Here is a 2,863-nt window from a genome sequence, read left to right on the forward strand (position 1 = left end):
ATATTGGAAATCCAATGTGGCTAAATGACAATACCATTAGTATGAATCAAATCAACAAAACAAGTTTTAAAAAACAACACTTTATCGAAGAAATTGATTTTGATTACTTTGAAATTGAATATTTTGAAGAACGTGTGTAAAAAAAAGTTCTGAGCTGTTTTATCACTCAGAACTTTTAATTTTCTTACATATTCGATTATATTTTTCGTTTTAACAAACAAATGCTCTCAACAGATCCCGTCCAAGGGAACATATCCACAAGTAGAATTTTTTCTGCTTCATAGCCTTCTCTTCTCAGCACGATCAAATCCTCCAATAAGGATTTAGGGTTACACGAAATGTATAAAATTTCATCCACCTTATAGCTTGCCACTTTAATTGAAGCTTTCTCACCCATGCCACTTCTTGGCGGGTCTACTACAATGATATCTGGTCTTGAGTCAATTTCATTCAATACCTTAAAAACATCTCCACATAAAAACTCACAGTTGGTGATTTCATTTAACATCATATTCTCTTTTGCAGAGGCAACCGCATCTGCAACGATTTCAATGCCAATCACATGCTTAGCTTTTTGAGACATAATCTGCCCAATGGTACCAGTGCCACTAAAGAGGTCAAATGCTGTTTTTCCCTCCAAATCTGGAATCATATTGAGTGCAGCCTCATACAAACGTTCTGCACCTTCTGTATTAGTCTGGAAGAAGGCATAAAAGGATACCTTAAAAGATAGGTCAAAGAGTTTTTCATAAAGATAATCTCTACCATATAAAATATCGTACTCACCCTGTACAACATCACTAATCCCATCGTTTTTAACATAAAGGACTCCGACAATTTGTCCCTTAAGGGGTAAATTGACCAGCATATCTGAAAACGCCTTGGTATCAAATATATTTCCTTTATCATCCACAGCCTGCGTTGAAGCTGATAGACCAATTAAAATCTCGCCTGTCTTATAGCTTTTACGAACCACAAGATGTCTTAAGAAACCTTGAAATGTATTTTTATTATATTTAGAAATATTGTTTGTAATCATATGATCTAAAACACTTCTTAAAATGACACGATAATCTTCATCGACCAGATGACACTTGTCCACATTAACAACATCATGGTAGCGACCCTTCTTGTGCATACCAAGTCTCAATGGACCGTCTTTTATTTCATCACCAAAAGAAAATTCCATCTTGTTTCGATATTCAAAAAGTGTTGGACTTGGTAAAATGCCTTCAAATGGAATTTCCATTCCAGCTTCGTCAAATAGGAGTTTTACCATATCATGCTTTGTCTCAAGCTGACCTTGTCCAGAAAGGGTCTGAAATAGACAACCACCACAAAGATTGTAATGTTCACAAAAAGAAGTTTGCTCTTTTGGACTATTTTCCACAATCTCAAGCAATCTTGCCTCACGCTTTTCACTTCTGTTTTTGCTAATTCTACAACGAATGGTTTGACCCTCTAATACATTTTTAACATGCACTTTTTTATCATTGTAAAATCCAATACCAATATTGGGATATTTCATTTTTTCAATCTTGAGTGTAATCTCATCGCCTTTTTTCACAGTTTACTTCCTTTCAAATTAAATTCGACTTTGATTATATCAAATACTAGAGGGTTATAACAAGCCCTCAATCAAAATGATTTATCATTTAGACACAGGGTATAGATATAGCATATGGTTGGGGAGGATTTTATGGCTGAAAATCGGTTTGGAAATTTTGTAGAACTTCATTTTGACATTGTAATATTTGCCATTTTGATCTTTACGCTTTTTTTAGCATTCATCATTTATTTGCTCTACTATATTTTTAGATGCAAAACGGTGGAGAAAGCATTGGTTCAAAACTCAATAGAAATGACTTCCCTTTACGAAGCTCTTACCGCTTCTGAAGAAGAGCTGAAAGCCCAAAACGAAGAGCTTTTGTTACAGCGTAATCAACTTGAAGCTCAAAAAGAGAACTTAATTAAAAAGCAAAAATCCATCGAAGACTATGCCTTTTATGATTGTCTAACACATTTGCCAAACAGGCATACCCTGAAACTTGATGTTCAGAAAATACTCATTCAATCAACTCATAGCATCATTAAGGGCGCCCTTTTCTTTATTGATTTTGATAACTTTAAGCACATTAACGATCATTTTGGTCATACTTTTGGTGATGAGATGCTGATTTCAATTTCAGAACGCCTTATGTTAAGCATTGCAGAGCATGGCAAGGTCTATCGCTTCGGAGGTGATGAGTTCATCGTCCTTATTGATAGTGTCTCTGATCAAGATACCATCGATTTCTATGCCAACAAACTCTTATCCAGTTTTAAAAACCCCTTAAAAGTCCGCGGGCATGAATTTCAAATGACTTTTAGCATGGGGGTTGCAATTGTGCCAATACATGGTAATACTTATGATGAGCTAATCGGCAGTGCCGACATGGCCATGTATACCGCCAAAAATGCTGGTAAAAATCAGTTTGCCTTCTATAACGAAGATGCCAAAAAGCAATCGGACTATATTGTCCATTTACAACAGGAACTCCAAACTGCAGTACACAACAATGCGCTTACACTTCACTATCAGCCCGTATATAACGTAAATACCAAAAGTGTTCACTTCATTGAAGCCATGTTAAGGTGGCAGAGTTCAATGGGTAACATAGCACCAAGTACGTTTTTGCCAATTTCAAAAGATTTGAATTTGATGCCTCAGATTCAGAAGAGAGTTTTTTCTGAAGTTTGTGAGCTAAACAATATTGTGAACACTTCCTCAGATTCAACATTCATATCCTTCAATCTATCGTCAAAAGAGCTCTTAAATTCGCTTGTCTTTAAAGACCTTGAGATGATCCTTGAAGAAACAAAA

Annotated in this window: 2 protein-coding genes; one reads left to right on the forward strand and one right to left on the reverse strand. The window is 35.6% G+C overall.

The genetic code is table 11. The features are described 5' to 3' along the window. Positions 1 to 196: 196 nt before the first annotated feature. Positions 197 to 1,567, reverse strand: coding sequence for a 23S rRNA (uracil(1939)-C(5))-methyltransferase RlmD (rlmD, locus tag AC220I_RS20900; RefSeq protein ID WP_486725805.1), 1,371 nt, complete (start codon positions 1,565 to 1,567; stop codon positions 197 to 199). 132 nt (positions 1,568 to 1,699) lie between these two features. Between rlmD and AC220I_RS20905 the strand changes: the two genes are divergently transcribed. Further along, positions 1,700 to 2,863 (forward strand): diguanylate cyclase domain-containing protein (locus AC220I_RS20905; protein WP_486725806.1); only part of this gene is annotated, 1,164 nt, incomplete at its 3' end.

Source organism: Fusibacter sp., from assembly GCF_057447755.1.